The sequence below is a fragment of the Albimonas donghaensis genome (assembly GCF_900106695.1).
In the GTDB taxonomy this organism is placed as follows: Bacteria; Pseudomonadota; Alphaproteobacteria; order Rhodobacterales; family Rhodobacteraceae; genus Albimonas; species Albimonas donghaensis.
Map to the genome: position 1 here is coordinate 25,309 of NZ_FNMZ01000009.1, position 24,787 is coordinate 50,095.

Genomic DNA, 24,787 nt, shown 5'->3' on the forward strand with positions numbered 1-24,787 from the left:
CTTGACTAAGCAGTCCATGGGGATGGGGTCAAGCGAAGGGCAGGCGCGGGCGGATCGGTCGCGCCGCAGCGCGGCATGGCGCGCGCGCCCCCCCCGCGCACCCTCCGGAAAAGGCGGCCCCGGCCCGGATCAGACCGCCCGGCGGCGGCCGCCCGGCGGCGTCCCCGGCTCAGCCGGCGCGGCGCCGACGGCCCGCCCGCGCCGCGCCGGCCGCGGCCAGCAGCGCCAGCAGCGGCGCCGCCATCCACGGCAGGTCGCCGCTGCGCGCGTAGGGCGTCGGCGGCAGCGGCGGCGGCAGGGCGGCCTGAAGGGCGCCGGCCGCGTTCAGCCCCAGCCGCTCCACCACCCGGCCGCGGGCGTCGATCACCGCCGAGACGCCGGTATTGGCCGCGCGCACCAGCGGCAGCCCCTGCTCGATCGCCCGCATCCGCGCCTGGTGGAAGTGCTGCCAGGGCCCCGACGACGCGCCGAACCACGCGTCGTTGGTCACCTGCACGATCCAGTCGGGGCGCTGGTCGGGGCCGGGCCCGGGCATCTCGTGGGGGAAGATGGTCTCGTAGCAGATCTGGGCGGCGAAGGGCGGCAGGCCCTCGATGCGCAGCACCGGGTCGCCGGCGCCGGGCGCGAAGCCGCCGTTCTCCCCCACCAGCGGGCCCAGCCCGATCCCCGCCATCCAGTCATGCAGGGGCATGTATTCGCCGAAGGGCACCAGGTGGCGCTTGTCATAGGCCGACGCGATCCCGCCCTGCGCGTCCAGCGCCAGCAGCGCGTTGCGCCAGCCCGGACGCCCGTCCGGCCCGTCGACGATCCGCCGGGCGCCGAGAAGGACCGGGGCGCCCCCCGCGCTTTCGGCGATCAGGGCGCGGGCCTCGGGCTCGCGCTCCAGCAGCCAGGGGACGGCGGTCTCGGGCCAGATCACCACGTCGGGCGCGGGCTCGCCCTCGGCGGGGGCCGACAGGGCGCGCAGCCGGGCGAAGATGCGCGGGATCTCCTCCGGGTCCCATTTGGCGCGCTGGGCGGCGTTGGGCTGGACCAGCCGCACCTGCAGGGCGTCGGGGGCGGGGGCGTCGGGGGCCGAGCGCCGCTCCGCCCCCCAGACCCAGGCGGCGGAGAGGGCGGCCGCCGGCACGCAGGCCCAGGCCAGCGCCGCGCGCAGGGGCGGACGGGGCGCGGGCCAGGCCAGCCAGGCGACGGCGGGCAGCCCCGCGAGCAGCACCGTCAGAAAGCCCAGCATGTGCGGCCCGAACAGCGCCGCGGTCTGGGCCACGGGACTGTCGGCGAAGGCGTAGGCGGTCAGCCCCCAGGGGAAGCCGGTCAGCGCATGCGCGCGCGCGAACTCCGCCAGGGTCAGCGCCGCGGCGAAGGCGACCGGCGCCGAGATCCCCCGCCCGCCCGTCCGCCGGGCGACCCAGGCGGCGGCGCCCCAGAACAATCCCAGCCCGGCGCCCAGCCCGGCGATGGCGAAGGGCGCCATCCAGCCGTGGCGGACGATATCGACCAGGAACGCCTCGGCCACCCAGTAGAGCCCGGTGAGGAAATAGCCCGTCCCCGCCGCCCAGCCGAGCCCGAAGGCCTCCCGCCGCTCCGCCCGTCCGAAGATCAGCACGACCAGCGCCGGGACCGCGACGAAGACCAGCGGCCAGGCGAAGACCGGCGCCTGCGCAAGCGTCAGCCCCACGCCGCACGCCCCCGCGGCCCAGAGCCTGCGGCGACGTTCCGACCGCGCGGCGCGTTCAGGCTCGGAAAGAGGCGGGCGTCGGCTCATCGGCGGTTCCGGGATGGGGGAGAGGGGGATGGGGGAGAGGGGGATGGGGGAGAGGGGGATGGAGGAGAAGGGGATGGAGGAGAAGGGACGGCGCGCGCGTCCCGCCGGGAGACCCCGCGCGCAGGCGCGGGGACGTATGGCGCGCCCCCCTCCCCCGCCGCCGGGGGAGAGGGGAGAGGCGGAGAAAGGGCGGGGGAGACCCGCGGAGCGGGCGCCCCGGCCTCCGGCGCGGTCCGGAAACCGGGCGCCGCCGCCCGCCTCATTCGGCCGCCCGCGCCTCCGACGCCGCGTCGCTTCCGGCGCCGGACCCCGAGGCCTCGCCGGCCTCCTCCGACCCCGACGCGTCGCCGCGTTTCAGGCGCACCCGCAGCCGCTTGATGCGCCGCGGATCGGCGTCGAGCACCTCAAATTCGTGGCCGTCGGGATGCAGGATCACCTCGCCCCGCTCGGGCACCCGGTCGGCCAGCATGAAGACCAGCCCGCCCAGCGTGTCCACGTCCTCGTCCAGCTCGTCCGAGAGCAGGTCGACGCCGGCCTCCTCCTCGAATTCCGGGATCTCCAGCCGCGCGGCGCAGATGTAGACGCCGTCGGTCTCCTTGCGCCAGGCGAAGGCGTCGGCGACGTCGTGCTCGTCCTCGATATCGCCGACGATCTGCTCCAGCACGTCCTCGATGGTCACCAGCCCGTCGACGCCGCCGTATTCGTCGATGACCAGCGCCATGTGCATGCGCCCGCCCTGCATCTTCTGCAAAAGCCCCTCGATCGGCATCGAGGGCGGCACATACAGCATCGGCCGCACCAGCGGACGCAGGTCCAGCGGCTCATGCCCGTTGCCGTTGAAGCCGAAGCGCAGCGCCAGGTCCTTGAGGTGGATGAAGCCCAGCGGGTCGTCCAGCGTGTCGCGATAGACCGGCAGCCGCGTATGGCGGGTGTGGCGGAAGGCGGCGACCAGGTCGTCGAGCCCGGTCGCGAGGTCCACCGCCTCGATATCGGCGCGGGGGACCATGACGTCGATCACCCGCAGCTCGCGCAGGCGGCGCACATTGACCAGCATGGCCCGTTCGCCGGCGCTGGGGGAGGCGGGGGCCGCGTCCTCCTCATCCTCGTCGGCGGCGCCTCGGCGGCCGAACAGGCGGGAGATCAGCGACGGGGAGGACCCGCCTTCTTCGGAGAGCCCCGCGCCCGAGTCGCGGCCTTGCGCCCCGTCCTCATCGCGCGACATGTCCGACGGCCCGACCCTCGCGGGGTCGACCGAACTTCGATCAGCGTCCATCGCTCCTTGCCTTCTTGGCGCCGGCGCGGGGCCGGGCCTTTTTCGGGATCTTCCCCGGCGTCTCGTCCGCCGGCATGGACTGCGCGAGATAAGGGTCCGCGCGCCCCGCGGCAAGCAGAGCCTCGCTCTCCAGGCCCTCCATCAGGCGGGCGTCGCCGTCGCGCTCGTGATCGTAACCCAGAAGATGAAGGACTCCGTGCAGGCCGAGGTGCCGCACGTGATCGGCCAGCGCGATCCCCTGCGCCTCCGCCTCCGCCGCCACCGTCTCCCAGGCCAGCGCCACGTCGCCGAGGCTGTCGGGCTCGCCGCCCCAGGGGCCGTCGGTCTCGGGCGGGGGCGGGGCGGAGGGGCGCGCGCCATCGGCGCGGCCCTCCGCCTCGGCCCGCAATTCATGGGCGGGCCAGGACAGCACGTTGGTGGGCGCGGCCTTGCCCCGGAAGCTTTCGTTCAGGCGGGCGACCGTGTCGTCATCGGCGAACAGCACGCTGATCGAGCGACCCTCCGCCGCGACCCCGGCCGCGACCAGCGCCAGCGCCGCGGCCTCGGCGGCCAGCGCCTCCAGCCCGCCGTCGCCGCCCAGCGCCTCGGCCCAGCGTTCGTCCTCCACCGCCAGTTCGATGGCGATGGCGGGAAGGGACGGAGGCCGGTCGCCCGCCTCCGTCACCGCATCCATCGCCGCATCCGGGGCGGCGGGCGCGTCAGCGGCCGGGTCGGCCATCGATCCCCTCCCGTCGGCCCTCGTCGCCGTATTCGGCGTCATAGGCCTCGATGATCCTCTGCACCATCGGGTGACGCACCACGTCCGCGGCCTTGAACCGGGTCATGCCCACGCCCTTCACATCCGCCAGCAGCCGCACCGCCTGATCCAGCCCCGAGCGCACGCCGCGCGGCAGATCCACCTGGCTGAGATCCCCGTTGATCGACATGCGCGACCCCTCGCCCAACCGGGTGAGGAACATCTTCATCTGCATCTCGGTGGCGTTCTGCGCCTCGTCCAGCACGATGAAGGCGTTGGACAGCGTGCGCCCGCGCATGAAGGCCAGCGGCGCGATCTCGATCTTCTTGTCCAGCATCGCCTTCTGCACCTGGCCGGGCGGCAGCAGGTCGTTGAGCGAATCGTAGAGCGGCTGCATGTAGGGGTCGATCTTCTCCTTCATGTCGCCGGGCAGGAAGCCGAGCCGCTCGCCCGCCTCCACCGCCGGACGCGACAGGATGATCCGGTCCACCCGGCCCTCCAGCCACATCGACACGCCGACCGCGACCGCGAGATAGGTCTTGCCGGTGCCCGCGGGGCCGACGCCGAAGACCAGCTCGCGGTCGAACAGCGCGCGCACATAGTCGCGCTGGGCCGCGGTGCGCGGCTCCACGGTCTTCTTGCGGGTGCGGATCTCCAGCTTGCCGCCGGCGAACATCTCGAGCTGGTTCTCCCGCGGCGGGCCGGGCGCGGCGGCCGGGTCCGGCGGGCTCTCGGCCCCGAAGCGCAGGGCGGCGTCGACGTCGCCCGGCTCCACCGGCCGGCCCTGTTCGAGCCTCAGGTAAAGCGCGCTGAGCGCCTCGGCCGCCAGCGTCCGGGCGCCGGCCTCGCCATGGATGGCGAGCACGTTGCCCCGTCGCAGGATCTGCACCGTCAGCGCCTGTTCGACCTGGGCGAGATGCCGGTCGAAAGCGCCGCAGAGCGGGGCCAGCAGCGAGTTGTCAGGGAAATCCAGCAGCGTCTCGGAGGACGCGCCGGGCATTGCGGGGTCGTCGTCGGACGGGGTCCGACGGCCGGATTCGGCGGACAGAACAAACTGCGCCAAGGGCTCTCCATCTGGATGCGCGCCGCGCCCGATCAGCGCCGGACGTGGGTTCAGCGTGGCCCATGGCGGGGCCGTGGGCAAGTCGAAATCCGGGGGCGCGTCGTGACGGTATCATGACGCCGGCGCGGCGGGTCGGCGCGGGTCGGATCAGTTGCCCTTGCGGCCGCTCCAGGGCAGCGGTGCGACGGGAATGCCGTCCTCGATCAGCTCGCGGGCCTCCTCGCGGGTGGCCTCGCCGTAGATCGGGCGGTCCTCGGTCTCGCCCTCGTGCATCTCCCGCGCCAGGCGGGGGAAGTCGTGGCCGACATTCTCGGCCGTGGCCTCGACCTTCTCGCGCAGGGCGCGCATCGCGGCCTCCAGCGGCGAGCCGGGGGCAGACAGCAGCGTGGCGCGGTCCTCCGCCGGGGCGGGGGCGGGCGCGTCGGCGAGCGGGCGCGGCGCCTCCGCGGCGGGTTCCGCGGGCGCTTCGACGGCAGCGGCGGCCTTGCGGCGCGACGACGTCACCCGCGGCGCCATCAGCGCCTTCTCGACCTCCGGCGATCCGCAGACGGCGCAGCTCAGCCCCCCGACGGTTTTCAGGCGGTCATAGGTCTCGGCCGACTGGAACCAGCTTTCGAAATCGTGGCCGTCTGCGCAGCGCAGCGTGTAGCGGATCATGTCCGGGCGTCCCTCGGCGGCTGCCCGGCGCGGGGGTCCGGACCCGGGCGCAGGGCGATTCGCGGGCCCGATCCCCTGCCGGGCCGCGCGCGATACATATGTGACCGGACGGCGAAGGCAAAGTCGCATCGCGATATGACCGTTTCGCGAAGCCGAAGCCGCTTCGCGTCGGGGACATGGCGTGCTAACCCGCGCCATTGCGGGACGCAGGCGGAAAGGATGGTCGCGGTCATGGAACTCTGGACGCAGCGGGGCGGGCGCCTCGGGACCGCCGCCGCGGGCATCGGGGCGGCGCTGCTCGCCCAGTCCGCCGGATGGGGCCAGGAGGGGCAGGTCGCCGCCGGCCTGCTGACCGCGCTCGTCGCCGCTTTCGGCCTGCCCAACGCCGCCGCCGTGCGCCGGGCCGTGGTGATCGCCGCCGACCGCCCCGCCGCCCAGGCCGGGCGGACCGGGCGGGCCGAGGACGGCGCCGCCCCCTACCCGCTGATGGAACCCGGCCTGGGCCGCGCCGCGCTGGACCGCCTGCCGATGGCGCTGCTGATGATCAACGGGCACGGCATGGTGATCTACGCCAACCTCGCCGCCCGCGCCCTGTTCGAACGGCTGCGCGAGGGCGAGCACTACTCGATGTCCTTCCGCGCCCCCGACCTGCTCGACGCCCTGTCCGAGTCGCTGGCCGGCGCCGCCCCCTCCAGCTTCGACTTCACCCTGCACGGGGACCGCAGCCGGGTGCTGTCGGCGCATGTGGACGGCGGCGGCGCCGGCGCCGGCGCGCAGCCGGGCGGGCGGCGGGTGCTGTGCCTGTTCCAGGACCGCACCCAGGACATGCGCCACGCCCGCATGCGCACCGACTTCATCGCCAATGCCAGCCACGAACTCCGCACCCCGCTCAGCTCCATCAAGGGCTTCATCGAGACCCTCCAGGGCCCCGCCCGCGACGACGAGGCGGCGCGGGAGCGGTTCCTCGGCATCATGCAGGCGCAGGCGGAGCGGATGCAGCGGCTGGTCGACGACCTGCTGTCGCTCAACCGCATCGAGCTGAACGAGCATGTCGCGCCCACCGACCTCGTGGATCTCGGCGAGATCGCCCACGAAACCGCCGAAAGCCTCGCTCCCATGGCGGAGGAGCGCGGCACGGCCATCACCACGGACCTTCCCGCCCGCGGCCCGAGGGTGCGCGGCGACCGCGACCAGCTGATCCAGGCCATCGGCAACCTGCTGGAGAACGGGCTGAAATACGGCGGCGACGGGCCGGTGGAGCTGAGCCGCGCCCCCGCCACGCCGGACCATCCGGGCATGGTCGGCCTGCGCGTCCGCGACCATGGCGAAGGCGTGCCCGCCGAGCATATCCCCCGGCTGACCGAACGCTTCTACCGGGTCTCGGTCAAGCGCAGCCGCAGCCAGGGCGGCACCGGGCTGGGGCTGGCCATCGTCAAGCACATCCTGTCGCGCCATCGCGGCGAGCTGTCGATCGAAAGCACGCCGGGCGAGGGCTCCAGCTTCACCCTCTGGCTGCCGGTGGAGCGCGCCGGCGCGCCGGCGGCCGAGGACGACGCCCCCGGCCCCGACGCCGGCGTCCCGGCGCCGAGTCACGCCACGGGCGCCTGATCCGGCCGCCGCGGCGCGGCGCGCGGGGTTTTTCGCGCGCCGCGCCCTCCGGATGCGCGCAGATCCGTGAAAACGCCCCAGAGGCGACACAAGACTGCAACAGAGGCGGACTAACCTGCGGGTTCGCGAAATCCCGCCCTCTCGCCATCTCGTGTCCGCCAGCATGTTCGAGCGTTCCCCTCCCCCGCCGCCCCCCGGCGCGTCATCCCACGCCGCCCCCGGAACCCCGGCCGGGCGGCGTCACACCGTGTCGGCCTTCGACGAGGATCTGACCGGCATCGTCGCGCTGACCCTGCGTCTCGGCGGTCAGGCGGAGGAGCTGACCGACCTCGCCCTGCGCGCGATGGAGACCGGCGATCCCGCGCTGGCCGAGGACGCCGCCGCGCGTCGCGCCCGGCTCACCGGCTTCGCCCGCTCGGCCACCGCCTCGGCGGCGTTCGTGCTGGCGCTGCGGCAACCGATGGCGGCGGATCTGCGGCTGGTGCTGGCCGCCCTGCGGATGATCCCGGCGCTGGAGCGGACCGGAGAGCTGGCCGCCAACATCGCCGCGCGCGGGGCCGAACTCCGCCGCGCCGGGGCCTGCGCGGACGGGCGCGGGGCCGCGGCCTCCGCCAGCGCCGGGCCCGACGATCCCGACCTCGCGCTGCGCCGCTTCGGAGGGCGGGCGCTGTCGCAGCTCTCCATGGCGCTGTCGGCGCATCAGGCCCGCGACGCCGCCCGGGCGCGGGCGGTCTGGCGGCGCGACGCGGCGCTGGACGCGCATTTCTCGTCGCTGCTGGACAGTCTGGTGGCCGGCATGGCCGAGCGTCCGCAGGACGTGGCCCGCTTCGCCCAGCGCCTGTTCCTCGCCAAGGATCTGGAGCGGATCGGCGACCAGGCCCGCCGCATCGCCGCCGCGTCCTGGTGGATGCAGTCGGGGCGCGAGATCGACGAGGCCCCGCCCTTTCCCGAGCCGGACGCGGACTGACCCGCCCCCTTCCCGCCCCCTTTCTCCCCGACGCCCTTCCCCGAAACGCGAACCGCCGCGCCCATGACGGGCGCGGCGGCGGGTTGTTCTTCGCGGGCTGTTCTTTGCTCCGGGGGCGCGGCGCTCAGCGGCTGCGGGCGCGGTCCCGGCGGGCGCTCATCGGCTGGAAGGCGACCGAGACATGGGTCTCGCAATAGGGCTTCCCGCCGATCGAGGGCAGGCCGCAGAAGAAGAAGTCATCCGTCGCCGGATCGCCGATCGGCCATTTGCAGGTCCGCTCGGTGAGCTGGAGCAGGTTGAGCCGGCGGGCCCGCTTCTCGACTTCCTCGAGGTTGCGGCGGGCCTCCTCGGAGACTTCGGAGACCGCGGGCGGCTGCGGGCCGTTGGGCGGGATCACCGGCGCGACGCGCGCGACCGGCCGTTCCGCCACGGGGGCCGGGGCGGCGGCGGGCTCGGGCGCGCTGGGCGCGGGTTCGGGCGCGCGGGCGGCGGGCGCGGCGGGGGCCGGCGTCGGGGCGGCGGCGGGCTCCGGCGCCGCCGGGCGCGGCGCGGCGGCCGCGGGCGCCGGGGCGGGCGCGGGAGAGGGCGGCGGCGAGGCCGCGACCGCATCCTCCGGCATGTCCTTGCCCGCGGGCTTGGGCGCGGCGGTGCGGTTGGACAGGCCAAGACGATGCACCTTGCCGATCACGGCGTTGCGGGTGACCCCGCCCAGCGCCTTGGCGATCTGGCTCGCGCTCTTGCCCTCGCTCCACATGCTCTTGAGCAGCTCGACCCGCTCGTCCGTCCAGGACATGGCCATCTCCATCGCTCCGCTTCCGGACCAGGCCCGGAAGGTCGCCGAAACAAAAAGGGGCGCGCGCCGGACGTCTCCGCCCGCCGCGCATCCCCGGCGCCGCGCTGCGGCGGCGCCCCAAACTTTCAGCGCCTATTCTAGTCAGAGGGGCTCAGGTGGCAAGCGCCGCCCCGTCGCGCAAGGGCGCGACGGCGGAATGACCGCGGGGCAGAGGCATTCGCGCCGCGGAATCCGGCGACGCGCGCGGGCGGCGTGGGCGGGACAGGGGGGCGGGACAGGGGGGCGGGACAGGGGGGCGGGTGCGGCTACTCCTCCTCCGCCTCCGCCCCCGCCTCCGCCACCGACTCCACGTCCGCGTCCAGTTGCGCGGCGAGCCGTTGCAGGGCCGCGTCCCACTGCGTCTCGACCCGGCGCAGAAAGACCTGCGCCTCCGCCGCCCCCTGCCGGCGCAGGGCGAAACGGCGTTCGCGGCCCGCGCGCCGCGCCTCCACCAGCCCCGCCCCCTCCAGCGCCGCGAGATGCCGGGTCACGCCCTGACGGGTCAGCCCGTCGGGCGCGATCAGCGGATCGCTGGCCAGATCCCAGGTCAGCTCCTTGATCGAGCGGGGGCGGCCGTCGGCCAGCCCCTCGAACAGGGCCAGCCGGGCCGGATGGCCCAGCGCCGCGAAGATCATGGCGGCGGTGCTCCTGGCGGCGGCAGGGCGGGAGGGCTCAGACATCGGCCGATTCGCCCGCGAGGAACCGCTCGATATTGCCGAACTGGAAGTCCCAGCCGCGCGTATTGCTCCGCAGCGCCTCCTGCGCGCGATTGACGGGAAGGGCGGCGAAGCCGCTCTCGACCACGGTCAGGCGGGCGCCGGCGGCGGTCGGCGCGATCTCGAAACGGACCAGGGTGCAGGGACCCGAAAGCGGGTCGGCGCCCTTCTCCGGGTCCAGCGGGCTCCAGCGCCAGGCGAAGACCGTCTCCGGGATCCATTCCACCACCTCGCAGGCGAAACGGACATGCTCATGGCCGGGGATCGTGAAGCGGCCGACGACGGGCTGGCCGAGGGCGAAGGGCCCCTCCATCGCCACGCCGAACCAGGCGCCGAAGCGGGCGGGATCGGTCAGCGCCCGCCAGACGCGGGACGGCGGGTGGGGAAGCTCCAGGCTGCGTTCGATGATGTCCTGCATGGCGTGCTCCGTCCGCGATGGGCAACTGAAACGTTGCATGCAGCTTGCGCATGGATCCGCACTTATGCAACTCAAATGTTGCGCATTCAGCCCGTCGCCGCCACGACCCGCCCGAGCCCCTCGACCAGATGATCGAACACCCGTCGCACCCTGGCCGAGGCCCGCAGCTCCGCGTGCGCGGCGATCCACAGCTCCAGCGGCGGGATCGGCGCCTGAGGCAGCACCCGGCGCACCCGAGCGTCGCGCGCGGCCACCGCCACCTGCCCGCCTCCGATCCCCGCCCCGGCCGCCACCGCCTCCCAATAGGCGACCTGGTCGTCGGACCGCAGCCGGAACGCCTCGCGCGGCTGGGGCAGGCCCGCGGCGGCGAACCCCCGCCGCACCAGGTCGGAGCGGTCATAGCCCAGCAGGCGATGGCGCGAGAGGTCCTCGGGCGTCTCCGGCGTGCCGTGACGGTCGAGATAGGCGGGCGCGGCGTAGAGCCCGATGGCCAGCATCCCGACCTTGCGGGCCACCAGATCCGCCTGCGTGGGGCGATACATGCGCAGGGCGATGTCGGCCTCGCGCCGCAGCAGGTTGGAGGTCTGGTCGGAGGCCACCAGCTCGATCTCCAGCCCCGGTTCGGCGTCGAGCAGGTCCGCGATCAGCGGCGGCAGGAGATAGGTGGTCACGATGCGCGAGGCGGTGATGCGCACCACCCCCGTCACCCCCCGCCCCCGGCCCCGCCGCGCGGCGGAGAGGGAGAGGCGGGCGGCGGCGTCCTCCATCGCCTCGGCGCGGGCCATCGCCTCGCGGCCCGCGTCGGTCAGGCGGATGCCGGCGGCGCCCCGCTCCATCAGCACGGCGCCCAGCCGCGCCTCCAGCCCGGCGATGCGGCGGGTGAGCGTGGGCTGGCTGGCCCCTCCTTCGCGCGCGGCGGCGGAGAAGGAGCCCGCCCGCGCCACCGCCAGCAGGGCCTGGAGGTCGGACCAGTCGAGGCCGTCGGGGCCGTCGGGGCCATTCATTCGCGCATATCTTCCATCCGATTCCGGGCATTCCGCCACGCAGAAGAATAGCCGATAGGAAGAGGGCGCGCAGCATCCCAACCGGGCGATCCCGCCCGACAGCCCCAGGAGACCTGCCATGACCGACACCGCCCTGATCCTCGGCGCCAACGGGCGCTTCGGCCGCCATGCCGCCGCGGCCTTCGTCGCCGCCGGCTGGAACGTGCGCGCGCTGACCCGGCGCGGCGACGCGGATATTCCCGGCGCGGCCCCCGTCGCCGGGGATGCGCGCGACCCCGCCCAGCTGATCGCGGCGGCGCAGGGGGCGGCCGTGATCGTCAACGGCCTCAACGCGCCCTATCCCGACTGGGCGCGGGAGCTGCCGCCCCAGACCGCCGCGGTGATCGCCGCCGCCCGCGCCACCGGGGCGACGCATGTGTTTCCCGCCAATCTCTATCCCTACGGCGCCGGCATGCCCGAACGGCTGACCGAGGCGACGCGCTTCCGCCCCACCACCGCCAAGGGCCGCCTGCGGATGGCGCAGGAGGCCGCCTTCCGCGATGCGGCCGAGCTGCACGGGGTCCGCACTCTCCTGCTGCGGGCGGGGGATTTTCTGGACACCGGGCCGGGGGCGAACTGGTTCGAGGCGCAGGTCTCGGCCCCCGTCGCGGCGGGCCGGGTCCGCTATCCCGGCCCGCTGGACCGGCCCCATGCCTGGGCCTTCCTGCCGGACATGGCGCGGGCCTGCACGGACCTCGCGGCGCGGCGGGAGACGCTGCCGGACTGGGCTCCGCTGGGGTTTCCGGGCCTGACCCTGACCGGCGCCGAGCTGATCGCCGCCATGTCCCGCGCAGCAGAGCGGGACCTGCGGCCGACCGGGTTCCCGTGGCTGGGCCTGCGGCTCGCGGCCCCGTTCTGGAAGCTGGGGCGGGAGGTGCTGGAGATGCGCTATATGTGGGAGATCCCGCATCGCATCGACGGCGCGGCCTTCGACGCCGCCCTGCCCGGCTTCCGGATGACCCCGGCGAATGAGGCGATCGCCGCGGCGCTGGCCTTCCGGCTGGAGCGCAAGTCGCCCGGTTCCGCCCCGATCCCCGGCGTGCGGCGGCGGGGGCGCGCGGCCTGACGGGCGGCCTGAGGCCCGCCGGCGGGCGCGCCGTTCAGACGGTCAGCGCCCGCCGCAGCAGGTTGGCCCCGGCGATCACCAGCACGATCAGCGTCGCCTTGCGGAACCGCGCCTGGTCCAGCCGGTCCTGCACCATCAGCCCCAGCGCCATCCCCGCCATCGCCGGCAGCACCATCAGCGCCGACAGCTGCCCGCCCTCGCCCAGCAGCAGGCCCGAGCGCAGATGCGCCGCCACCAGGATCATCGAGCCGAGCAGGAAGCTGACCCCCTGGGCGCGCACCATCTCGACCTTGGGCAGTTCCAAGGCCATGAAATACATCAGGATCGGCGGCCCCCAGACCCCGGACAACCCGCCGAAGAACCCCGCCACCATGGCCACGCAGGCCTCGACGATCTTCAGCCGGCGGGGGGAGGGGCGCGGCATGCGCAGGCCCAGAAGCTGGATCAGCGCGAAGCCGCAGACGCCGATGCCCAGAATGGCGAAGAGCGCGGCCTCCGACAGCACGGTGACCAGCTGGGCGGTCACGCCGATGGCGCCGAACATGACGAGGTTGAGCAGCCAGAACCGCCGCAGGCTTTCCCACGCGGCGCCGAGGCCTTGCCGGAAGGTCTGCCAGATATTGGTGATCACCGCCGGCCCGATGATCGCGGCCACCGCCAGGGGCGCCGGCAGCACCGAGCCGATGGTGGAGATGGCGATCATCGGCAGCGCGAAGCCGACGACCCCCTTGGCGAAACCCGCCGCGAGCATCCCGCCCAGGGCCAGCGCCAGCGCCAGCGCGCCGTGATCGGAGAGAAGCTCGTTCAACATGATGCGATGCGCATAGCAGGCCTGCCCGGGCGCGGATAGCGGCTGCGGCGGGGGCAGGAGCGGAGGCGCGGCGGGGGTGCGGCGGGGGCGGGGCGCGCACGATCCCGGCGCGCAACAAAACCACCCAGCCCCACCACCAGACGGAACGATATTGCGCCGCACTTGACCCGCGGCGGCGCGGCGCCTAGCGTCCGCGCCCGAACCGTGACAGATTTTGCGTTGCAACAAACGCGCGCCGCGCCCCCGGCCGACCCCGCGCGCCCGTCGCCACGCAGCCCCCCTACGCAGGCCCCGGCCGCGCCAAACCGAGGATGAGCCATGAACAGCCCCGCCGCGATCCCCGCCGCCCCCGCGCTGTTGGATGACCTGACGGCGCTGACCGCCGCCGCCGCGCCGGCCGCCGAATCCGTGCTGATGTCGGCCCGCCGCGCGCTGTCCGCCATGGTCACCGTGGACGGCAAGGTCTCCGGCGCCCTGCTGGAGCAGAACCAGCGCGCCGCCCACGCGGTCAGCTGGATCGCCACCTACGCCCAGAGCCTCACCCAGATGCAGGCCTGGTCGGAGCGTCTCTCGGCCGCCGGCAAGCTGGGCGAGATCGAGAAGCTGATCCTGCAGCTCGCCTTCGCGGAATATCTCGCCCAGCTTCAGGGCGGCGTGATGATGAGCCAGAACGAATTCGCCCGCCCGGCCGATCTCGGCATCGCCGAGGACGTGGCCGAGGCGCTCGGCATCCCCGAGGTCCAGGCCCTGATCGCGGGCGGAAACACCAACGCCTCGCGCCGCCGGCTGGTGGAGCTGATGGGCGAGCAGAAAGCCTCCTCCACCTTCGGCGACTGCGCGCTGGACGAGGAATTCGACATGATCCGCGACCAGTTCCGTCGGTTCGCCGACGAGAAGGTCGCCCCCTTCGCCCATGAGTGGCACCTGAAGGATGAGCTGATCCCGATCGAGATCCTCAACGAGATGGGCGAGCTGGGCGTGTTCGGCCTGACCATCCCCGAGGAATTCGGCGGCTTCGGCATGGGCAAGACGGCGATGTGCGTCGTCTCGGAGGAACTGTCGCGCGGCTATATCGGCGTCGGCTCGCTGGGCACCCGCTCGGAGATCGCGGCGGAGCTGATCATCTCCTCCGGCACGCCGGAGCAGAAGGACCACTGGCTGCCCAAGATCGCCTCGGCCGAGATCCTGCCGACGGCCGTGTTCACCGAGCCCAACACCGGCTCCGACCTCGGCAGCCTCCGCACCCGCGCGGTGAAGGACGGCGACGTCTACAAGGTGACGGGCAACAAGACCTGGATCACCCACGCCGCCCGCGCCGACGTGATGACCATGCTGGTGCGCACCGATCCCGAGACCACGAACTATTCCGGCCTGTCGATGTTCCTGGCCGAGAAGCCCCGGATGACCGAGACCGAGGATTTCCCCGCCGAGGGCATGACCGGCGGCGAGATCGAGGTGCTCGGCTATCGCGGGATGAAGGAATACGAGCTCGGCTTCGACGGCTTCGAGATCAAGGCCGAGAACCTGCTCGGCGGCGTCGAGGGCCAGGGCTTCAAGCAGCTCATGCAGACCTTCGAATCGGCCCGCATCCAGACCGCGGCCCGCGCCGTGGGCGTGGCGCAGTGCGCCATGGAGCTGGGAATGCAATACGCCGAGGACCGCAAGCAGTTCGGCAAGTCGCTGATCGCCTTCCCGCGGGTCTATGACAAGCTGGCGATGATGGCGGTGGAGATCATGGTGGCGCGTCAGCTCAGCTACCACGCCTCGCGCGAGAAGGACGAAGGCCGGCGCTGCGACCTGGAGGCGGGGATGGCCAAGCTGCTCGGCGCCCGCGTGGCCTGGGCGGCGGCGGACAACGCCCTGCAGATCCACGGCGGCAACGGCTTCGCGCTGGAATACAAGGTGAGCCGGGTGCTCTGCGACGCGCGCATCCTCAACATCTTCGAGGGCGCGGCCGAGATCCAGGCCCAGGTCATCGCCCGTCGCCTGCTCGACGGCGTGAACTGACCATTTTTATTGCTCAGCAGATTGCTCGAGTCTAGTCTTCTCCGATTAACTTCGGGGGAGACAACAACGGTATGGAAGACAATCAGATCAGCATTTTTGCTGCCGAGTTCGGAGCCTTCGTCCGGGAGCACTCACTAGAACTCGACTTAGGAATAAGATCCCTACAGCTACTCGTCGGCATAGGAATTGTGTCTAGCGCGTGGATTGCCTATCAGACATTTCAAGCTAGCAGAAACGAGTTTAGAGCCGCAAGAATAGCCGCAAAGAAAGAAAAGACACTTGAGTACTCACTCACCCGAAACCGCCGATACCAAGAGGCAAGGGAGTTTCTAGAGAAGACATACGAATCCGCATTTAGAGATAATTCACCTCTCAATTATGGCCAAATTCAATCAAACGAGCAAGCCTATTTAAGCGCAAAATACCTCCTTTCGCATTGGGAGGTTATGGCCATTAGCCTCGAAAATGAAATTATTGACAATGACACAGCATATGAAATGGTTGGCCTTACTTTTTACAAGACAGTAGGAATGCTGCGTCATTTTATTGAGGAAATGCAGAGAAACAATGATCGCCGCTACACTACATTGATGAAGCTATACGCAACCTGGGAAGATGACCTAAGAAAACAAGGAGCCGTACCTCCGCGCGACCAGATTCGACGCGAACAGTATTAACTCCAGAAAACGAGCCCCACTTTGCCCAATGTGACGCAACTCAAGATCAGCCTTCTCCAGTCGCGGGACATGGTCCAAGACGCAGATTCGTCGTTTGAGCTAGCACGCAACATGTCGCTACTTGGGGCCGAGATTGAGATAATCGAAATGCAAAATGGCAGCTTTGCAGCACGCCCATACACTAAAATGTACTCAAGATCTCGATTTAATGAATACTTTACCACTCCGGGCTATCCGCCCAAAGCGTCTGCATGCCTAATTAGGCTTGACCCTCCCATAACGTTTGAGACCGCTAATTTAATATCGTCCAATCTCGGCGCAAGTGCATTCATAAATAACCCACTCGCATTAGCGGCCCTCCAAGACAAGTCAACGCTGAGCTATCTTGATAGACGAGACAGCGACGCGCAGATTTTACGCGACCTAGATGACCTTCAAGCCGCTAGGGCCAAATGGGGGGACATAGTTATCCGCAAGCGAATTAGCCATGCTGGAAAATCCGTACAACTTCTTCGCTCTGATGACAATATTGATCAAATAACGTACACACAACTTCGATCGCCAGACAAAGCAGAAGCCCTGGTCGCATCTCCATTTTACCCTGAAATCTGTCAAGGCGAAGTTCGCTCAATATTTGTTGGCAATCAGCTGGCGGGCACATGGCGAAAGGTTCCCCAGCCAGGAGAATGGAGGGTTAACTTTGACTTCTCGCCAACATTGCAATCCTACACACCGCCGAACAACGAGGCCGGCTTCCTCAGAAGAGTATCACGATTTGTAAGCGAGAAAGGGATACTTTTCTTTGCAATTGACTACGTTCGCACCAGTTCTGGTCCGAAGATAATTGAGATTAATGTGTGCAATCCCGGCGGCATCGTCCAAGCAGATGAAACGCTTGGAACGCGCATCTGCAAGACGGCGGCCAAACTATTAATAGAGCGTGTCAGCCACTTGTAGTTGACGCTAATATCTTGAGAATTTACTTCAAACACTATCAGCATCAGCCGGTCGCACCAGGCAGAACAATTAACCCCCTAGCGACTCAATTGAATACAATTGAAATTAACCGCGGCGCTTCAGTGCTTGAAAGAGCCTGATTACCGGAGCCAGTTCCGCCACCGGCAGGTGATTGATTTCCGCGGCGCGCCCACCCATATTTCTCATTGCGGGGGTTGCCACCTACGGGGCCCCCAAGGCACGTCGCTTTGATGAGGACCGCCCGAATGTCGCGAATGACCTTCGCTTCGCATCCGTTCCTGCTCGGGTTCGAGCAGCTCGACCGTCTGGTGGAACGCACCGCCAAGACGTCGAACGACGGATACCCGCCCTATAATATCGAACAGTCGGGGCCCAACGCGTACCGGATCACGCTCGCCGTGGCCGGGTTCCGCGAAGAGGATCTGCAGATCACCGTGGAGGACGCGCAGCTCGTCATCCGGGGTCGGCAGACCGACGATGCGGAGGATCGCGTGTTCCTCCATCGCGGCATCGCCGCGCGCCAGTTCCAGAAGAGCTTCGTGCTCGCCGACGGGATGGAGGTCGAGGGCGCCGCGCTCGAAAACGGCCTGCTCCATGTGGACCTGATCCGCTCCGAGCCCCAGACCGTGGTGCGCACCATCGAAATCAACCGTCCCGAAAGCCTTCGCGACGAGACTGACGACTGACCCGAGACCGACAGGAGGAACATGACCATGACCGATCATTCCCCTCGCGCGCAGGCCGCGCCGCAGCTCGAGATCCCGGGCGACATCGTCTATGTGCGCGAGCTGACCGCCGAAGAAGCCGCGGAGATGCCGAGCACGGAAGGCGTGCCCACGGACCGCAAGCTGTTCGCCATCCATGACGCCGAAGGCGCGCGGCTGGCGCTGACCGACGACCGCAAGCTGGCCTTCGTGCTGGCGCGGCAGCACGACAAGGTGCCGGTCTCGGTGCACTGAGCCCGCGCCCCTCGGGGCGATGGGATCCCGGAATCGCAACGGGCGGCCCCTGTCGGGCCGCCCGTTTTCGTTCTCGTCTCCGGTCGGGCGGCGAGGACGCCCCCCGCGCCGCCCCGCCCCGCCTCAGGCGAAGGCGAGCGCCACGCCGGCGACGGCCGTGCCGGCGCCCAGGCCCCGGACCGCGAGCCCGCCGGTCAGCCGCGCCAGGCCGATGCCCGCGGCATGCAGGGCGGCGGTGGCGACGACGAAGCCCAGGCCGAAGGCCAGCGCGCCGGCCTCGCCCAGCTCGCCCCCATGGGCGGCGCCGTGGAACAGGCCGAAGACCGCCGCGGCCCCGGCGACCAGCCCGGCCGGCATGCGCGCCGCGCTCGCGGCCAGCAGGCCGATGGCGACGACGGAGGCGAGGATCATCGGCTCGGCCATCGGAACCGTCAGCCCGGCCAGCGCCAGCCCGTAGCCGGCGACCATCGCCGCGATGAAGGCGGCCGGGGCGGCCCAGACGGCGCGGCCCCCGGTCTGCCCGGCCCAGAGCCCGACCGCGACCATGGCCAGCACGTGATCCAGCCCGAACAGCGGATGCGTGGCGCCCGCGGCAAGCGAGCCATGCGCGCCCGGCGCCAGATGCGCGGAGGCCGGCGAGGCCAGCAGCGCGGCGGCCGCCGCGGCCGCGAGGGGCGGAAGAGTGCGGATCATGGGGGTCCTCCTTGGGTCAACCCGGCGCCCCGGTCGGGGTCGCGCCGTGCGCGCGTCGCGCGCCGCCCCCTGCCTGCCACGCGCCAGCGGGCCGCTCAAGGCGCGGCCCGACGCAGGGGATCGTCCTGACGCAAGGATATCCGGAGGCGAGGAGGGGGGGAGGAGGAGGAACGCGGGGCGCGAACGCCGTCAGGCGGCGTCGGAGGTCAGGTTCTCGACCAGGATCGCGTAAAGCGCCGCCGGATCGGCGGTGGCCCGCAGCTTGGCGCAGCGGCCATCGTCGCGCAGCAGGCGCGACACGCGGGCGAGCGCGCGGAGATGATCGGCCCCCGCGTCCTCGGGCGCCAGCAGCAGGAACACCAGATCCACCGGCGCGCCGTCGGCGGCGTCGAAATCCACACCCTTGTCCAGACGCGCGAAATAGCCGGTGATCCGGGTCACCTGCGGCAGCCGCGCATGGGGGATCGCGACGCCCCGGCCCATCGCCGTGGGGCCGAGACGCTCACGGTCCATGAGCGCCTCGAACACCGAGCGGGGTTCGAGGCCGATGCGATCGGCGGCGCGGCCGGCGAGCTCGTGGAGGAGCTGCTTCTTGCTGGAGGCCTTCAGGCTCGCGGCAAGCGCCTCGGGCCCGATAAGCTGCTCGAGTGTCATGGCCTGTCTCTCGGTTTGCGGGTCACGGGCGGCGGGACGCTCCCCGCGCCCCGTCGCTTCCAGCTCTGCGTCTGGACTGTCTCGTGATCCGGCTGCGTCAGCCTTCGGGCAGATTCGCTGGGTCGATCCACCCGATATTTCCGTCGGGCCGGCGGAATACCACGTTGAGTCCCCCGTGGGAATTGTTGTTGAAGAGCAGGAACGGCTCGTCGGCGAACTCCATCGCCATCACCGCCTCGCCCACGGTGAGGGTCTGCACCTGGTGGCGCATCTCGGCGATCACCAGCGGATCGAGCCCTTCGGGCTCCACGTATTCCTCGGCCTCGGCCTCGGCCTGGGGGGCGGACTGCAGCACATAGCCGTTGGCCATGGCGGCGGGGATCGGCTCCTCCCGCCGCTTGAGGTGATGGTCCTTCAGCCGGCGCTTGTAGCGGCGCAGCTGCTTCTCCAGCCGCTCGCACGCGCTTTCGGCCGCGGCGTAGGGGTCGGTGGCCCGGCCCTTGGCCTTGGCGATCATGCCGGTGGAGAGGTGAGCGAGCGCATCGCAGACGATTTCATGCCGGTCACGCGAGAAGGTGACGGTGCTGTCGATCGGATTTTCCGCGTATTTTCCGACAGCCGCGACGAAACGGTCCTCGACATGGCCCCGCAGCGCGTCGCCCACATCGATCTGCTTGCCGTTCACCTGGATGTGCATGTCTGACAGCCTCCGCTTGTTGCGCCGGGGCGCGATCCGCCCCCGTAGCGGGGGCGCGCCGCGAACCGGCCATCCCGGCCGTCGGGGGCCCGCGCCTGCGCCCGGATCCCGCGGCCGTCTCCTGTCACTTGGGGAGCGCGCCGGCCTTGCGCGAGGGGGGGAGCCGGGGGGACTTCGCCCCGTCATCCCGCCCGCGCCGCCGGCGCCTCGCTCAGGAGGCGGCGGCGGACTTGAGACGTCTGCGCTGGACCGACGACGGGATGTTCATGCCCTCACGATATTTCGCGACAGTACGTCGCGCAATATCCACGCCGTCGTTACGGAGAATTGCCATCAAACGGTCATCCGAGAGGGTCTTTCGGGGGTCTTCGGCGAGAATCAGGTCCCGAATCCGGTCCCGGATCGCGGTGGCGGAGTGCGCCTCGCCCCCGTCGGTGGCCGCGAGCGCCTGGGTGAAGAACCAGCGCAGGTCGAAAATGCCCCGTTCGCAGGCCAGGTGCTTGCCCGCCGCGACTCGGCTGACGGTGGATTCGTGCATCCCGATCTCATCCGCGACCATGCGCAGGGTCATCGGGCGCAGGGCCGAAACGCCTTCCTCGAAGAAGGCCTCCTGGCGGCGCACGATCTCCACCGCGACCTTGAGGATGGTGCGCGCCCGCTGTTCGAGCGAGCGCACCAGCCAGCCCCCCGACTGACGGCATTCGGAGACGAAATGCTTCGCCGCGGCGTCGCCACCGGCGGCCAGTTCGGCGGCGTAGGCGTTGTCGACCAGAACGCGGGGCAGCGTGTCGGTATTCAGCTCCACCGTCCAGGTTCCGTCCGGGCGGCGGCGCACGAACACGTCGGGCACGGCGGCGAGCGCGGGGGGCGCGGTGAATTCGCGGCCCGGGCGGGGGTCGAGCCGGCGGATCTCGGCCGCCATGTCGCGCACGTCCTCCTCATCCACCCCGCAGATCCGGGCGAGGCCGCGGAAATCGGCGCGGGCGAGCAGGGGCAGATGGTCCAGCAGCGCCGCCATGGCCGGGTCCAGACGGTCCCGATCGGCGAGTTGCAGGGACAGGCATTCCGACAGGCTGCGGGCGCCGATGCCCACGGGCTCGCATTGATGGAGCAGGCCGATGGCCTCGGTCAGCTCCGCCTCGGAGACGCCGAGCCGGCGGGCGGCCTCGTCCTCCTCGATGCGCAGGTAGCCGGCCTCGTCGATGTCCGCGGCCAGGGCCATGGCGGCGTTGCGCACGGCGCGGGGGGCGCGGATCAGGCCGATCTGGCCGGCGAGATGCTCGATCAGCGAGGTCTCGGCGCCCAGCGTCTCCTCCAGTCCGGGGAGGTCGGCGCTCCAGGCCGCGGCGGCGCCGCCCGTGGAGGCGCCGCCGCCGGCGCCCCAGGCGGAGGCCGGGTCGTCGGCGCTGGCGGCCGAGCCGACCCGCGCCGCGGCGTCGGTGTCGTAGAGGTCGTCCGAGCCGGTCTCATAGGCGCCGCTGACGCTTTCGGCCCCGTCGCGCAGGGCGGCGTCGACGGTCAGACGCTCGGGCCGGTCGGGGGTCGGCGGGCCGCCCTGCTCGGCATGGCTGCGGGCCTCGGCGTCGCCCTCGGCGGCGCTGCGGGCGGCGCGGTCCTCGCGCGACTGGCCGCCGCCGTCTTCCGGTCCGGAGGAGTCGGACCCGCGATCGAGCAGCGGGTTGCGCTCGATCTCCTCATCCACGAACCGGGACAGCTCCAGGTTCGACATCTGCAGAAGCTTGATCGCCTGCTGCAGCTGGGGCGTCATCACCAGCTGCTGCGCGGTCCGAAGCTCCAGACGCGGTCCGATCATGCGGCCTGCGCCCCCCATCCCCTCTGGACCGGACGGGTCTCGTTGGACCCCGCTCCTAGTACGAGAAGCTTTCGCCGAGATAGACCCGGCGGACCTCCGCGTCGGCGACAACCTCGCGGGGGGCGCCGCTCATCAGCACCTGCCCCTCATGCAAGATATATGCCCGGTCGATGATCCCGAGAGTTTCGCGCACGTTATGGTCCGTGATCAAGACCCCGATGCCGCGATGCTTGAGATGGGAGACAAGATCGCGGATGTCGCCGACCGCGATCGGGTCGACGCCGGCGAAGGGTTCGTCGAGCAGCACATAGGCCGGATCGGAGGCGAGGCAGCGGGCGATCTCCACCCGCCGCCGCTCCCCGCCCGAGAGCGCCTGGGCGGGCGTGCGGCGCAGATGGGTGATGGAGAACTCGGCCATCAGCTGGTCGAGCCGGGCGGAACGGCGGGCGCGCAGCGGCTCATGCAGCTCCAGCACGGCGCGGATGTTCTCCTCCACCGTCAGGCCGCGGAAAATGGACGCTTCCTGAGGGAGATAGCCGAGCCCGAGCCGCGCGCGCCGATACATCGGCATCTGCGTCACGTCCTGTCCGTCGATCTCGATCAGGCCGGAATCGGCCGGAATCAGGCCGGTGATCATGTAGAAGCAGGTGGTCTTTCCGGCCCCGTTCGGCCCCAGCAGACCCACCGCCTCGCCGCGCCCGAGCTCCAGCGACACATCGCGGACGACCGGGCGGCGGCGGTAGGACTTGCCGATGGAACGGGCGCGCAGAAGCCCCTTCGGGCGCGGCGCGGAGGGGCCGCGGGCGTCGCCTTTCGCGGCGTCCGGGGCCGCGCCGTGGCGGGAATCGGCCTGAAGGGGTCCGTCGGACATGTCGCCTCAATCGCTCGATGCGGGAGGAGTGAACACGCTTTTCACCCGTCCGCCGGTGATTTCGCCGGCGCCCCGGTTCAGATCGATTCGCAGATTCTGGCCGGAGATGGCGTTTTCGCCCTGGGTCAGGACCACGTTTCCGCCCATGGTCACCACCCCGCCCGCCACGTCGTAGTCGGCCCATTCGCCCTTGGCGGTCTCCGCCCCGTTGGACAGGAACACCTCGCCCTCGGCGCGCAGGCTGTCGATGGAGCCGGTCCCCGAGGAGGGCGCCGCGCCTTCGGCCGCGCCCGGCCCGCCGACGCCGCCATATCGCACGGTGACCGTCCGCGCGGTCAGGCGCAGCGTGCCCTGCCCGGCCACCACCTTGCCGGTGAAGGTCGCGGTCTGGGCGGCGTTGTCGACGGCGAGGCTGTCGGCGGTGATCTCGATGGGCTGATTCGCGTCGTGCTTGAAGGAGCCGAACGGGTTCTGCGCGTCCTGCGCCAGCCCGGGCGCCGCCGCGGCCATCCCCAGCGAAACCCCGAGCGCGAGCGCGGCGGCGAGCCGGGAGGGGGGCGCGGCGCGGCGCGGTTCGGGACCGCGGGGCTGCCGGATCGTGGGGGTCATCATCGGAATTCCTGTCTGCCTCGTCCGCGTCGTCGGCCCCGTCAGCGGGCGGCGGCCGGTCGGCGCTTCGGCCGCGGCCCGGCCGAACGCCTCGCCCCGGCTCATGGCGCGGGGGGCGACGGCTTCCAGACCACCCGGACGCCGTTCTCGAACCATAGATAATCACCCGGCCCCGGCGCGCCAAGCGTCGCCTCGGCCGCGGCGGCGGGGTCGCCCTGCCGACGTTCCGCCCGGAAGGAGCCCGAGGCGATGCTGCCCTGGGGGCCGATCGCCTCGACCGGGCCCGGGGCCTCGGCCCGGCCGGCGCGCAGGTCGGCGGTGATCCGGTCGGTGGTCACGACATAGCCGTCCGAGGTCTCCAGCCGCACCGCGCCGGTCAGCGACAGCGCCTGGTCGCGCGGCCGCAGCACGCCGGTATCGGCCAGCAGCCGGATGTCGCGCCCGCCGCTGGCGGAGGCCGCGGCGCCGCCCGCCTGCTCGAACACCCCGCGCACGCGGCTGAGCTCTACCTCGGAGGGATCGGGGCCGTCGGGGGTGGCGCTGTCGGCCTCGACCACGAAGGGCTCTCCGGTCGCGGTGGCGCCTTCGATCCGGGGATTGGTGACCTGCAGCCCTTCGCCGAGCGAGATCAGGTCGGCGGTGGAATAGACCAGCCCGCCCTCGAACGCCTTGTCCTGGGGGATCAGGAACAGCGCCGAGAGCAGCGCCAGCGCCAGCAGCGGCAGGCCGATCTTGGCCCATCGCACCAGCCGCGAATAGCCGCCCGAGCCGCCGGACGCCTTCGACTTCCCCCCGATGTCCGAGGCCATGCGCTCACCCCATGTCCAGGCCGGCGCGCAGGCAGTCATGCACGTGGAGGACCCCCAGCGGCTGCGGGCCGATCGCGGGGTCGGAGGCGAAGATGCACAGCACCGGGCGGGCGGGGTCGTTCATCACCTTCACCGCCTCGGAGCCCAGCGCGTCGGGGCGGATGGTGCGCGGGTTGCGGGTGGCGACGTCGCGGGCGCGACGCTCCAGCAGCCCGTCCATGTTGCGGCGAAGGTCGCCGTCGGTGATCGCCCCGACCAGCGCGCCGGCGGCGTCCACCACCCCGGCCACGCCGAAGCCCTTGGCGCTCATGACCAGCAGGACCTCGCGCATGGAGGCGTCCTCGGCCACCAGCGGCATCTCCTCGCCCGAATGCATCAGGTCGCGCACCTTGATGAGCTGCGCGCCCAGCTTGCCGCCGGGATGGAACACGGCGAAGTGCTCGGCGGTGAAGGCGCGGCGCTCCATCAGCGCGACGGCCAGCGCGTCGCCCAGCGCCAGCGCCAGCGTGGTGGAGGTGGTCGGCGCCATGCCGACGGAGCACGCCTCCGGCGCGCGGGGCAGCTTCAGGCGGATGTCCGACTGCGCCAGCAGCGGGCTTTCGGGCCGGCTGGCCATGCCGATCAGGGGGATCCCGAAGCGCTTGCAATGGGCGATGACGTCCGCCAGCTCGGGCGTGCCGCCGGAATTGGACAGGACCAGCGCCACGTCGGATTCGGTCAGCATGCCGAGATCGCCGTGGCTGGCCTCCGCCGGGTGCAGGAAGAAGGACGGCGTGCCGGTGGAGGCCAGCGTGGCCGCGATCTTGCGCCCGACATGGCCCGACTTGCCCATGCCCGAGACCACGATCCGGCCCTTGCAGTCGAGCATGGCCTGCACCGCGGCGGCGAATTCGTCGTCCAGCGTTCGGGCGAAGCCGGCCAGCGCCTCGGCCTCGATCCCCAGCACGCGGCGGCCGGTGGCCACATCCCGTGCGATGCGGGCGGTCTCGGCCGCGGAGGCTTCTGCTTCGGGGGCCGCTTCGGGCCGGGCGTTGGCGCTCATGACGCTCCTCGGATGCGGCGCGG

General features: G+C 71.4%; 26 protein-coding genes. 8 read left to right on the top strand and 18 right to left on the bottom strand.

What is annotated here, in order from left to right:
- Nucleotides 1–169 precede the first annotated feature (169 nt).
- The 5 genes from lnt to BLV24_RS17920 form a co-directional block, all read right to left on the bottom strand.
- Nucleotides 170–1,765 carry an apolipoprotein N-acyltransferase gene (gene lnt / locus BLV24_RS17900; RefSeq protein WP_092684369.1) on the bottom strand — a complete coding sequence of 532 codons (1,596 nt, stop codon included), beginning with the start codon at nt 1,763–1,765 and terminating at the stop codon, nt 170–172.
- A gap of 259 nt (nt 1,766–2,024) precedes the next feature.
- The gene (locus BLV24_RS17905) at nt 2,025–3,038 is read right to left on the bottom strand and encodes a hemolysin family protein (RefSeq protein WP_245710650.1); all 1,014 of its coding nucleotides are present in this window, start codon (nt 3,036–3,038) and stop codon (nt 2,025–2,027) included.
- Entirely contained in the window at nt 3,028–3,756 is a 729-nt protein-coding gene (ybeY, locus tag BLV24_RS17910) for an rRNA maturation RNase YbeY (protein WP_342708002.1), read from the bottom strand. The genes BLV24_RS17905 and ybeY overlap by 11 nt, the downstream gene beginning before the upstream one ends.
- Nucleotides 3,737–4,774: a PhoH family protein gene (locus BLV24_RS17915; protein ID WP_092684373.1), complete on the bottom strand. Its 1,038-nt coding sequence runs from the start codon at nt 4,772–4,774 to the stop codon at nt 3,737–3,739. Before BLV24_RS17915 ends, ybeY begins: the two co-directional genes overlap by 20 nt.
- Before the next feature lie 210 nt (nt 4,775–4,984).
- Nucleotides 4,985–5,494, bottom strand: a complete 510-nt coding sequence (locus tag BLV24_RS17920) for a DUF1178 family protein (RefSeq protein WP_092684375.1) — start codon at nt 5,492–5,494, stop codon at nt 4,985–4,987.
- 231 nt (nt 5,495–5,725) lie between these two features.
- Between BLV24_RS17920 and BLV24_RS17925 the strand changes: the two genes are divergently transcribed.
- Nucleotides 5,726–7,102, top strand: a complete 1,377-nt coding sequence (locus BLV24_RS17925) for an ATP-binding protein (protein ID WP_143040353.1) — start codon at nt 5,726–5,728, stop codon at nt 7,100–7,102.
- 247 nt (nt 7,103–7,349) lie between these two features.
- Nucleotides 7,350–8,069 carry a phosphate signaling complex PhoU family protein gene (locus BLV24_RS17930; RefSeq protein WP_176954811.1) on the top strand — a complete coding sequence of 240 codons (720 nt, stop codon included), beginning with the start codon at nt 7,350–7,352 and terminating at the stop codon, nt 8,067–8,069.
- 124 nt (nt 8,070–8,193) lie between these two features.
- Here the strand turns inward: BLV24_RS17930 and BLV24_RS17935 are convergent, their stop codons facing one another.
- The 4 genes from BLV24_RS17935 to BLV24_RS17950 all read right to left on the bottom strand — a co-directional run bounded on the left by BLV24_RS17935 (nt 8,194) and on the right by BLV24_RS17950 (nt 11,039).
- Nucleotides 8,194–8,862 carry a GcrA family cell cycle regulator gene (locus tag BLV24_RS17935; RefSeq protein WP_092684576.1) on the bottom strand — a complete coding sequence of 223 codons (669 nt, stop codon included), beginning with the start codon at nt 8,860–8,862 and terminating at the stop codon, nt 8,194–8,196.
- Between the two features lie 305 nt (nt 8,863–9,167).
- Nucleotides 9,168–9,581, bottom strand: coding sequence for an ArsR/SmtB family transcription factor (locus tag BLV24_RS17940; RefSeq protein ID WP_092684380.1), 414 nt, complete (start codon nt 9,579–9,581; stop codon nt 9,168–9,170).
- Nucleotides 9,574–10,035 carry an SRPBCC family protein gene (locus BLV24_RS17945; protein WP_176954812.1) on the bottom strand — a complete coding sequence of 154 codons (462 nt, stop codon included), beginning with the start codon at nt 10,033–10,035 and terminating at the stop codon, nt 9,574–9,576. Before BLV24_RS17945 ends, BLV24_RS17940 begins: the two co-directional genes overlap by 8 nt.
- 86 nt (nt 10,036–10,121) lie before the next feature.
- Entirely contained in the window at nt 10,122–11,039 is a 918-nt protein-coding gene (locus BLV24_RS17950; RefSeq protein WP_092684384.1) for a LysR family transcriptional regulator, read from the bottom strand.
- 118 nt (nt 11,040–11,157) lie between these two features.
- Here BLV24_RS17950 and BLV24_RS17955 point away from each other — a divergent pair, with 118 nt between their 5' ends.
- Nucleotides 11,158–12,144, top strand: a complete 987-nt coding sequence (locus BLV24_RS17955) for an NmrA family NAD(P)-binding protein (protein WP_092684386.1) — start codon at nt 11,158–11,160, stop codon at nt 12,142–12,144.
- A gap of 34 nt (nt 12,145–12,178) precedes the next feature.
- Here the strand turns inward: BLV24_RS17955 and BLV24_RS17960 are convergent, their stop codons facing one another.
- On the bottom strand, nt 12,179–12,955 hold the full coding sequence (locus BLV24_RS17960; protein WP_092684388.1) for a sulfite exporter TauE/SafE family protein: 777 nt from the start codon (nt 12,953–12,955) through the stop codon (nt 12,179–12,181).
- A gap of 318 nt (nt 12,956–13,273) precedes the next feature.
- On the opposite strand from BLV24_RS17960, the gene BLV24_RS17965 reads away from it, so the two are divergent.
- The 5 genes from BLV24_RS17965 (at nt 13,274) to BLV24_RS17980 (ending at nt 17,576) form a co-directional block, all read left to right on the top strand.
- Nucleotides 13,274–14,962 carry an acyl-CoA dehydrogenase family protein gene (locus BLV24_RS17965; protein ID WP_092684390.1) on the top strand — a complete coding sequence of 563 codons (1,689 nt, stop codon included), beginning with the start codon at nt 13,274–13,276 and terminating at the stop codon, nt 14,960–14,962.
- Between the two features lie 71 nt (nt 14,963–15,033).
- Entirely contained in the window at nt 15,034–15,639 is a 606-nt protein-coding gene (locus BLV24_RS21735) for a DUF4760 domain-containing protein (RefSeq protein WP_143040354.1), read from the top strand.
- A gap of 30 nt (nt 15,640–15,669) precedes the next feature.
- Nucleotides 15,670–16,596 (top strand): ATP-grasp domain-containing protein, encoded by a 927-nt coding sequence (locus BLV24_RS17970; protein WP_245710657.1) that lies wholly within the window; start codon nt 15,670–15,672, stop codon nt 16,594–16,596.
- A gap of 266 nt (nt 16,597–16,862) precedes the next feature.
- Nucleotides 16,863–17,303, top strand: a complete 441-nt coding sequence (locus BLV24_RS17975) for an Hsp20 family protein (RefSeq protein ID WP_092684394.1) — start codon at nt 16,863–16,865, stop codon at nt 17,301–17,303.
- Between the two features lie 27 nt (nt 17,304–17,330).
- Nucleotides 17,331–17,576 (top strand): DUF1150 family protein, encoded by a 246-nt coding sequence (locus BLV24_RS17980; protein ID WP_092684578.1) that lies wholly within the window; start codon nt 17,331–17,333, stop codon nt 17,574–17,576.
- 123 nt (nt 17,577–17,699) lie between these two features.
- Here the strand turns inward: BLV24_RS17980 and BLV24_RS17985 are convergent, their stop codons facing one another.
- The 8 genes from BLV24_RS17985 to BLV24_RS18020 form a co-directional block, all read right to left on the bottom strand.
- Nucleotides 17,700–18,269: a HupE/UreJ family protein gene (locus tag BLV24_RS17985; RefSeq protein ID WP_092684396.1), complete on the bottom strand. Its 570-nt coding sequence runs from the start codon at nt 18,267–18,269 to the stop codon at nt 17,700–17,702.
- A 189-nt stretch (nt 18,270–18,458) separates the two neighbouring features.
- Nucleotides 18,459–18,923, bottom strand: coding sequence for a PTS sugar transporter subunit IIA (locus BLV24_RS17990; RefSeq protein WP_092684398.1), 465 nt, complete (start codon nt 18,921–18,923; stop codon nt 18,459–18,461).
- A 97-nt stretch (nt 18,924–19,020) separates the two neighbouring features.
- Nucleotides 19,021–19,620: a ribosome hibernation-promoting factor, HPF/YfiA family gene (gene hpf / locus BLV24_RS17995; RefSeq protein WP_092684400.1), complete on the bottom strand. Its 600-nt coding sequence runs from the start codon at nt 19,618–19,620 to the stop codon at nt 19,021–19,023.
- Between the two features lie 211 nt (nt 19,621–19,831).
- Nucleotides 19,832–21,433 carry an RNA polymerase factor sigma-54 gene (rpoN, locus tag BLV24_RS18000; protein ID WP_092684580.1) on the bottom strand — a complete coding sequence of 534 codons (1,602 nt, stop codon included), beginning with the start codon at nt 21,431–21,433 and terminating at the stop codon, nt 19,832–19,834.
- A gap of 55 nt (nt 21,434–21,488) precedes the next feature.
- Nucleotides 21,489–22,304: an LPS export ABC transporter ATP-binding protein gene (lptB, locus tag BLV24_RS18005; protein ID WP_092684402.1), complete on the bottom strand. Its 816-nt coding sequence runs from the start codon at nt 22,302–22,304 to the stop codon at nt 21,489–21,491.
- 6 nt (nt 22,305–22,310) lie between these two features.
- Nucleotides 22,311–22,913, bottom strand: a complete 603-nt coding sequence (locus tag BLV24_RS18010) for an LptA/OstA family protein (protein WP_176954813.1) — start codon at nt 22,911–22,913, stop codon at nt 22,311–22,313.
- Nucleotides 22,914–23,014: 101 nt separating this feature from the next.
- Nucleotides 23,015–23,722, bottom strand: coding sequence for an LPS export ABC transporter periplasmic protein LptC (gene lptC, locus BLV24_RS18015; RefSeq protein WP_092684406.1), 708 nt, complete (start codon nt 23,720–23,722; stop codon nt 23,015–23,017).
- 4 nt (nt 23,723–23,726) lie between these two features.
- Nucleotides 23,727–24,764 (bottom strand): KpsF/GutQ family sugar-phosphate isomerase, encoded by a 1,038-nt coding sequence (locus tag BLV24_RS18020; protein WP_092684408.1) that lies wholly within the window; start codon nt 24,762–24,764, stop codon nt 23,727–23,729.
- Nucleotides 24,765–24,787: the final 23 nt, after the last annotated feature.

Bases quoted from the DNA above. Each gene is read 5' to 3' on its own strand.
- lnt (WP_092684369.1), bottom strand. From the start codon at position 1,765: ATGAGCCGACGCCCGCCTCTTTCCGAGCCTGAACGCGCCGCGCGGTCG.
- BLV24_RS17905 (WP_245710650.1), bottom strand. From the start codon at position 3,038: ATGGACGCTGATCGAAGTTCGGTCGACCCCGCGAGGGTCGGGCCGTCG.
- ybeY (WP_342708002.1), bottom strand. From the start codon at position 3,756: ATGGCCGACCCGGCCGCTGACGCGCCCGCCGCCCCGGATGCGGCGATG.
- BLV24_RS17915 (WP_092684373.1), bottom strand. From the start codon at position 4,774: ATGCCCGGCGCGTCCTCCGAGACGCTGCTGGATTTCCCTGACAACTCG.
- BLV24_RS17920 (WP_092684375.1), bottom strand. From the start codon at position 5,494: ATGATCCGCTACACGCTGCGCTGCGCAGACGGCCACGATTTCGAAAGC.
- BLV24_RS17925 (WP_143040353.1), top strand. From the start codon at position 5,726: ATGGAACTCTGGACGCAGCGGGGCGGGCGCCTCGGGACCGCCGCCGCG.
- BLV24_RS17935 (WP_092684576.1), bottom strand. From the start codon at position 8,862: ATGTCCTGGACGGACGAGCGGGTCGAGCTGCTCAAGAGCATGTGGAGC.
- BLV24_RS17940 (WP_092684380.1), bottom strand. From the start codon at position 9,581: ATGTCTGAGCCCTCCCGCCCTGCCGCCGCCAGGAGCACCGCCGCCATG.
- BLV24_RS17945 (WP_176954812.1), bottom strand. From the start codon at position 10,035: ATGCAGGACATCATCGAACGCAGCCTGGAGCTTCCCCACCCGCCGTCC.
- BLV24_RS17950 (WP_092684384.1), bottom strand. From the start codon at position 11,039: ATGAATGGCCCCGACGGCCCCGACGGCCTCGACTGGTCCGACCTCCAG.
- BLV24_RS17955 (WP_092684386.1), top strand. From the start codon at position 11,158: ATGACCGACACCGCCCTGATCCTCGGCGCCAACGGGCGCTTCGGCCGC.
- BLV24_RS17960 (WP_092684388.1), bottom strand. From the start codon at position 12,955: ATGTTGAACGAGCTTCTCTCCGATCACGGCGCGCTGGCGCTGGCGCTG.
- BLV24_RS17965 (WP_092684390.1), top strand. From the start codon at position 13,274: ATGAACAGCCCCGCCGCGATCCCCGCCGCCCCCGCGCTGTTGGATGAC.
- BLV24_RS21735 (WP_143040354.1), top strand. From the start codon at position 15,034: ATGGAAGACAATCAGATCAGCATTTTTGCTGCCGAGTTCGGAGCCTTC.
- BLV24_RS17975 (WP_092684394.1), top strand. From the start codon at position 16,863: ATGTCGCGAATGACCTTCGCTTCGCATCCGTTCCTGCTCGGGTTCGAG.
- BLV24_RS17980 (WP_092684578.1), top strand. From the start codon at position 17,331: ATGACCGATCATTCCCCTCGCGCGCAGGCCGCGCCGCAGCTCGAGATC.
- BLV24_RS17985 (WP_092684396.1), bottom strand. From the start codon at position 18,269: ATGATCCGCACTCTTCCGCCCCTCGCGGCCGCGGCGGCCGCCGCGCTG.
- BLV24_RS17990 (WP_092684398.1), bottom strand. From the start codon at position 18,923: ATGACACTCGAGCAGCTTATCGGGCCCGAGGCGCTTGCCGCGAGCCTG.
- hpf (WP_092684400.1), bottom strand. From the start codon at position 19,620: ATGCACATCCAGGTGAACGGCAAGCAGATCGATGTGGGCGACGCGCTG.
- rpoN (WP_092684580.1), bottom strand. From the start codon at position 21,433: ATGATCGGACCGCGTCTGGAGCTTCGGACCGCGCAGCAGCTGGTGATG.
- lptB (WP_092684402.1), bottom strand. From the start codon at position 22,304: ATGTCCGACGGACCCCTTCAGGCCGATTCCCGCCACGGCGCGGCCCCG.
- BLV24_RS18010 (WP_176954813.1), bottom strand. From the start codon at position 22,913: ATGACCCCCACGATCCGGCAGCCCCGCGGTCCCGAACCGCGCCGCGCC.
- lptC (WP_092684406.1), bottom strand. From the start codon at position 23,722: ATGGCCTCGGACATCGGGGGGAAGTCGAAGGCGTCCGGCGGCTCGGGC.
- BLV24_RS18020 (WP_092684408.1), bottom strand. From the start codon at position 24,764: ATGAGCGCCAACGCCCGGCCCGAAGCGGCCCCCGAAGCAGAAGCCTCC.